Annotated in this window: 3 protein-coding genes and 2 rRNA genes (1 of these 5 cut by a window edge); 2 read left to right on the top strand and 3 right to left on the bottom strand. The window is 58.1% G+C overall.

The genetic code is table 11. The features are described 5' to 3' along the window. Both ACODTB_RS21885 and rrf read left to right on the top strand, forming a co-directional pair. Nucleotides 1-2,658 (top strand): 23S ribosomal RNA (locus ACODTB_RS21885) (it extends 221 nt beyond the left edge of the window). Nucleotides 2,659-2,826: 168 nt separating this feature from the next. After that, a 5S ribosomal RNA gene (rrf, locus tag ACODTB_RS21880) occupies nucleotides 2,827-2,939 on the top strand. A 114-nt stretch (nucleotides 2,940-3,053) separates the two neighbouring features. Here rrf and ACODTB_RS21875 read toward each other — a convergent pair. The 3 genes from ACODTB_RS21875 to ACODTB_RS21865 all read right to left on the bottom strand — a co-directional run bounded on the left by ACODTB_RS21875 (nucleotide 3,054) and on the right by ACODTB_RS21865 (nucleotide 6,589). Further along, the gene (locus ACODTB_RS21875) at nucleotides 3,054-4,016 is read right to left on the bottom strand and encodes an MBL fold metallo-hydrolase (protein ID WP_291113037.1); all 963 of its coding nucleotides are present in this window, start codon (nucleotides 4,014-4,016) and stop codon (nucleotides 3,054-3,056) included. A gap of 14 nt (nucleotides 4,017-4,030) precedes the next feature. Next, nucleotides 4,031-5,731 (bottom strand): AMP-binding protein, encoded by a 1,701-nt coding sequence (locus tag ACODTB_RS21870; protein WP_291113035.1) that lies wholly within the window; start codon nucleotides 5,729-5,731, stop codon nucleotides 4,031-4,033. A 111-nt stretch (nucleotides 5,732-5,842) separates the two neighbouring features. After that, nucleotides 5,843-6,589 carry an FFLEELY motif protein gene (locus tag ACODTB_RS21865; RefSeq protein ID WP_291113033.1) on the bottom strand — a complete coding sequence of 249 codons (747 nt, stop codon included), beginning with the start codon at nucleotides 6,587-6,589 and terminating at the stop codon, nucleotides 5,843-5,845. Nucleotides 6,590-6,606: the final 17 nt, after the last annotated feature.

Raw genomic sequence — 6,606 nt, 5'->3', positions numbered from 1 at the left:
AACCGAGATTCCGAAAGTAGTGGCGAGCGAAATCGGAAGAGCCTGTTAGTGATAGCACAAGACTTAACGGAACGCTTTGGAAAGGGCGGCCATAGCGGGTGATAGCCCCGTACGTGAAAAGACCTGTGTGGTACTGAGCTAACGACAAGTAGGGCGGGACACGAGAAATCCTGTCTGAATATGGGGGGACCATCCTCCAAGGCTAAATACTCATCATCGACCGATAGTGAACAAGTACCGTGAGGGAAAGGCGAAAAGAACCCCGGGAGGGGAGTGAAATAGATCCTGAAACCGCGTGCTTACAAAAAGTAGGAGCCTCGAAAGGGGTGACTGCGTACCTTTTGTATAATGGGTCAGCGACTTACATTCAGTGGCAAGGTTAACCGAATAGGGAAGCCGTAGAGAAATCGAGTCCGAATAGGGCGATTCAGTCGCTGGGTGTAGACCCGAAACCAAGTGATCTATCCATGGCCAGGATGAAGGTGCCGTAACAGGTACTGGAGGTCCGAACCGACTAGTGTTGCAAAACTAGCGGATGAGCTGTGGATAGGGGTGAAAGGCTAAACAAACTTGGAAATAGCTGGTTCTCTCCGAAAACTATTTAGGTAGTGCCTCAAGTATTACCGTCGGGGGTAGAGCACTGTTTTGGCTAGGGGGTCATGGCGACTTACCAAACCAAGGCAAACTCCGAATACCGATGAGTACAGCTTGGGAGACAGAGCACCGGGTGCTAACGTCCGGACTCAAGAGGGAAACAACCCAGACCGCCAGCTAAGGTCCCTAAAATTGGCTAAGTGGGAAACGAAGTGGGAAGGCTAAAACAGTCAGGATGTTGGCTTAGAAGCAGCCATCATTTAAAGAAAGCGTAATAGCTCACTGATCGAGTCGTCCTGCGCGGAAGATGTAACGGGGCTAAGCCAGTTACCGAAGCTGCGGATTTGCAATTTATTGCAAGTGGTAGGAGAGCGTTCTGTAAGCCTGTGAAGGTGTCTTGTAAAGGATGCTGGAGGTATCAGAAGTGCGAATGCTGACATGAGTAGCGTTAAAGGGGGTGAAAAGCCCCCTCGCCGTAAGCGCAAGGTTTCCTACGCAACGTTCATCGGCGTAGGGTGAGTCGGCCCCTAAGGCGAGGCAGAGATGCGTAGCTGATGGGAAACAGGTCAATATTCCTGTACCGATTACAAGTGCGATGTGGGGACGGATCTTAATAGGTTATCCGGCGGTTGGATGTGCCGGTTTAGACAGATGTAGGCGACACGTAGGCAAATCCGCGTGTCATATACCGAGGCTGTCGATCGAGCGAGCTTGCTCGCGAAGTAACTGAACGAGGTCCCAGGAAAAGCCACTAAGCTTCAGCTTGTAATTGACCGTACCGCAAACCGACACTGGTGCGCGAGATGAGTATTCTAAGGCGCTTGAGAGAACTCAGGAGAAGGAACTCGGCAAATTGACACCGTAACTTCGGAAGAAGGTGTGCCCTAGTAATGTGATGAGAACATCTGAGCATGAATGGGTTGCAAAAAATTGGTGGCTGCGACTGTTTATTAAAAACACAGCACTCTGCAAACACGAAAGTGGACGTATAGGGTGTGACGCCTGCCCGGTGCTGGAAGATTAATTGATGGGGTGCAAGCTCTTGATCGAAGTCCCAGTAAACGGCGGCCGTAACTATAACGGTCCTAAGGTAGCGAAATTCCTTGTCGGGTAAGTTCCGACCTGCACGAATGGCGTAACGATGGCCACACTGTCTCCTCCTGAGACTCAGCGAAGTTGAAATGTTTGTGATGATGCAATCTCCCCGCGGAAAGACGGAAAGACCCCATGAACCTTTACTGTAGCTTTGTATTGGACTTTGAACAGATCTGTGTAGGATAGGTGGGAGGCTTTGAAGCAGGGTCGCTAGATCTTGTGGAGCCAACGTTGAAATACCACCCTGGTGTGTTTGAGGTTCTAACCTAGGTCCATTATCTGGATCGGGGACAGTGCATGGTAGGCAGTTTGACTGGGGCGGTCTCCTCCCAAAGTGTAACGGAGGAGTTCGAAGGTACGCTAGGTACGGTCGGACATCGTGCTAATAGTGCAATGGCATAAGCGTGCTTAACTGCGAGACTGACAAGTCGAGCAGATGCGAAAGCAGGACATAGTGATCCGGTGGTTCTGTATGGAAGGGCCATCGCTCAACGGATAAAAGGTACTCTGGGGATAACAGGCTGATACCGCCCAAGAGTTCATATCGACGGCGGTGTTTGGCACCTCGATGTCGGCTCATCTCATCCTGGGGCTGTAGCCGGTCCCAAGGGTATGGCTGTTCGCCATTTAAAGAGGTACGTGAGCTGGGTTTAAAACGTCGTGAGACAGTTTGGTCCCTATCTTCCGTGGGCGCTGCAGATTTGAGGAAGCCTGCTCCTAGTACGAGAGGACCGGAGTGGACGCACCTCTGGTGTACCGGTTGTCACGCCAGTGGCATTGCCGGGTAGCTAAGTGCGGAAGAGATAACCGCTGAAAGCATCTAAGCGGGAAACTCGTTCCAAGATGAGATCTGCCGGGGCCTTGAGCCCCCTAAAGAGTCGTTCAAGACCAGGACGTTGATAGGTCAGGTGTGGAAGCGCAGTAATGCGTTAAGCTAACTGATACTAATTGCTCGTGCGGCTTGACCCTATAACTTTGATGAAAATCATCAGAGTCAAATGTCATCCGACTGAAAAGTCATGTTATGCCCGAAGACTCAGCAATGAGTCCATCGTTGGCAGCAATCAAAATAGCTGATTCGAAGCTCTATGAATTCGTTCAGGTTGTGCGTGTGCACAGCCCGAACAACAAGTTATGCCTGACGACCATAGCGAGGTGGTACCACTCCTTCCCATCCCGAACAGGACAGTGAAACGCCTTTGCGCCGATGATAGTGCGGGTTCCCGTGTGAAAGTAGGTCATCGTCAGGCTCTTACCCAGCCCCCAAACCCCCTCGTGTCTTCGACACCTGGGGGTTTGGGCATTTATGCGCCGAAATTTTCTCTAAGAGGGTTGCGTCGCAGCACACGCATTGACGTGCCCTTCTATCGATTGATGACCATGTCCCCGTTTCTGAACAGGGCTTGGCTTCTTTCAAGCTCGATCAGCAACTGATCCAGCCATTCGCGGGTCTGTGTTCTGTCCTGGCGCACAGCCTGCGGCATGGTGTTGAAGAAGTGGCTGGTGGCAAGCACCCAATCCAGCAAGGCGTCCATTGACACGGATTGCCATTCCAGCAGCTTGAACTTGATCAGCACCTTCAGGGCATGCCGCCGGTGCTTGTCGGGGTGGTTCACGAACTGTCCCAAGCGGCTGCGCGCGCGAGCGAGTGCTCCAGAAAAGTCATTGAAGACCCGGCCATGTCCGGGGATCACGGTCGTGGGGGCAAGTGCTTCCATGAGATCCAAGGTAGCCGCCACCTCATCAAACGCTGAAACGCCTTCCAGCTCGGGAAAGACGATGCCGAAGCCGTTTTCCCACAGTGCATCCGCAGAAATCAGCAGCCGATGCTCGGCCTGGAAGAGGACGATGGAATGAGGATCGTGCCCCTTGGCCGCGTGGATATCCCAATTCAGTGAACCCAGGCGAATGGAGGTGCCAGGCGTCAGCAGACCTTGATGCGTGAACCGTGGGCAAGACTGGCCCGTAGGCTCAAATGTCAGGGCCACTGGATCCCAATTCGTGACCGAAGCGGCCTGACCAGGCGGTATCAGCGTGCGCAATGCAGGATAGGCCTGCTGCAACTCGGCATTGCCGCCGCAATGGTCGCTGTGAAGGTGCGTGTTCAGCAGCAGATCCAGCGGCGCCCCCCCAAGGGTGGCCGCCACGAGCGCCAGCGTCTGGGGTGCATGCGACGAATAACCCGAGTCCACCAACGCGGTGGGGCCCTCACCTCGAATCAGGATGTTGTTGGCAGACAGCCAGCCCCGTTCCAGGCAGGTGACGCCGGCGTTGGCAAGGGTTGAATGGGGAGCGTCGATCGGTGCCGGTGAAAAATGGGATGGCATGCAGTGGGAGGGCCTCAGTGGGCAGCTGGCGTGCGCAAGGCGCGCCGGAGTATTTTGCCCACGTTGCTCTTCGGCAGCTCGTCCCGGAATTCAATGAGCTTGGGCCGCTTGTAGCCGGTCAGGTTGTCCTGGCAGTAACGTGCCACGTCTTCCTCGCGCAGGGTGGGGTCCGAGCGCACCACAAACACCTTGACCGCCTCGCCCTGCTTGTCGTCCTCGATGCCGATGGCCGCGCATTCAAGCACCCCCGGGCACAACGAAATGACGTTCTCCAGCTCGCTGGGGAACACATTGAAGCCGGAGACGAGGATCATGTCCTTCTTGCGGTCGACGATGCGCGTGAAGCCCTGCGGGTCCATGACCCCCACGTCGCCCGTTCGCATGAAGCCATCGGGCGTGAACGCTCGTGCGGTCTCCTCGGGCTGCTGGTAGTAGCCCACCATCACATTCGGCCCCTTGATGCAGATCTCGCCGGTTTCACCCAGCGCCAGGCTGCGGCCTTCGTCGTCCTTGATCGCGATGTCAATGCCAGGCAGAGGCAAGCCGATGGTGCCGCTGAACTGCTGGCTGGTGACCGGGTTGTTGGTCCCGATCGCGCAGGTCTCGCTCATGCCCCAGCCTTCAATCATGGTGCAGCCGGTGACGGCCTTCCATTGCCGAGCCGTGCCTTCCGACGCGGCCATGCCCCCGGCCTGCGACAACGCGAGGTTCGAAAAATCCAATTGACGGAACTGGGGGTTCTGCAGCAGGGCGTTGAACAAGGTGTTCACAGCGGGGAGCACGTGGAATGCGCGTCGCTTGAGGGTGGCTACCAGTTGCGGGATGTCGCGCGGATTGGGCACCAGGGTCATGTGCGCCCCCCAGCGGATGGTGAGCAGGCTCAGGGTCAGCGCAAAGATGTGGTACAGCGGCAGCGCCGCGATGCCGTTGACTTGCCGCAGGTCGCCGACCTTTTGCAGCGCGGGCTTGAACCAGGCTTCGGCCTGCAGGATGGCGGCGATGATGTTGCGGTGGGTGAGCACCGCGCCCTTGGACAAACCGGTGGTGCCTCCCGTGTACTGCAGGAAGGCCACGGAGTCCAAGGTGTCGCTGGTGGGCTGGAGACGCATGCCACTGCCTTCGGCCAAGACGTGGCGGAAGTTCACGATGGTGCGTTCGCCCAGGGGGCCTGTTCGGGCCAGCTTGTAGGCCGGGACCATCTTGGCCAGATGCCGCACGGCGAACGTGATCCAGCGCCCGTACCAGAACCCCAACTGGTCGCCCAGACTGGCGATGACCACGTGCTCCACAGAGGTCTGGTCGATCACCTGTTCGAGTGTGTGTGCAAAGTTCTCCAGGATGACGATGGCCTGAGCTCCGGAGTCCTTGAGCTGGTGCTCCAGTTCCCGCGCGGTGTAGAGCGGATTGACGTTCACCACGGTGTAACCAGCGCGCACGATCGCGGCCATGGTGATCAGAAACTGCGGCACATTCGGCAGCATGATGGCCACGCGGGCACCCGGCACCAAGCCTCGGCCCTGAAGCCAGGCCCCCATGGCGGCGCTCAAGCTGTCCAGTTCGCCATAGCTCATCCACTGTTCCATGCACACGCTCACGGGTTGGCGGGCATGTTGCTTGAACGACTCTTCGAGCAGGTCGGCCAACGAGCGGTAACGTTCGGGCGCGACCTCGGGTGCAACGCCTTCGGGGTATTGGGTGAGCCAGGGTCGGGTCATGGATTTCGCTGTGACAGAGAGGGATAGACCATTCTGGCAAGCCGACGCCGGGGTGCATACCGGGCCAGCCCTAAGGCGCTGTCACCCAAAGCACACGGGATCCCGGAGGCCTCAACGGGCCTCAGAGACCCTGGCCAGCTCGGCGGACAGTGCCGCGCTGCAGGCGGCCTCGCCCTCGTCGAACAGGGTGCTGATCCAACGCGATTCCCGTGCGCTGATGGTGTCGAGGAAGTTGCGTGCATCTCCCAGTGAGGCGAAGGCATCGAAGCCGCTTTCCAGGAAATGCTGCAAGGCATCGAGGCCCGCCGCACGGGCCGGGTTGCGCATCATGCGCAAAGCCAGCCGCAAGGGCTTCATGCGGGTGAGGCGCTGCAGTTCGCGCCCCATGTGCTGCACGACCGCCAACTGGCGCGCGCGCGCATCGCGGTCCCCGGTCAGCCGCCAGGCGCGCGTGTAGCGCAGGGCGGGGGACAGCGAGGCGTCCTCTGGCAACCAGTGTGTGGCCATGTGGTGGTCGAGCACCTCGGTCAAGGCATGGGTCTCGGCCAGATCCACCGCGAGCTGGGCCACGGCCTCCGGGAACAGGCGTTCCAACGCGCCGGCGATGCGGGCGAATTGCGCGTCGCGCCGGGCGAAGTCGTGTACGCCGTAGAGCTCCTCCAGAAAGAAGCGGGTTGCGGGTGCATACACCGGGTGATCAAGGAAGTCGGCGTACGTGGCGCGGAAGCGCCGGCCCTGCAGCAGTTTCACCTCGTTCACCGCCCGGTCGAGGCCTGCTGTACGGGCTTGCTGGCGCAGATCGCTGACACGCGCCAGGTGCGTGCGGATGCGGTCGGCGGCGCTGGGGTTCTGGGTCATGGCGGGCTCAGGCAGAA

The organism is Hydrogenophaga sp. FG152 (genome assembly GCF_057809615.1).
This window is presented reverse-complemented; position numbering and strand designations above follow the sequence as displayed.

Coding starts and splice junctions, on each gene's coding strand:
- ACODTB_RS21865 (WP_291113033.1), bottom strand. CDS start 6,589: ATGACCCAGAACCCCAGCGCCGCCGACCGCATCCGCACGCACCTGGCG.
- ACODTB_RS21870 (WP_291113035.1), bottom strand. CDS start 5,731: ATGACCCGACCCTGGCTCACCCAATACCCCGAAGGCGTTGCACCCGAG.
- ACODTB_RS21875 (WP_291113037.1), bottom strand. CDS start 4,016: ATGCCATCCCATTTTTCACCGGCACCGATCGACGCTCCCCATTCAACC.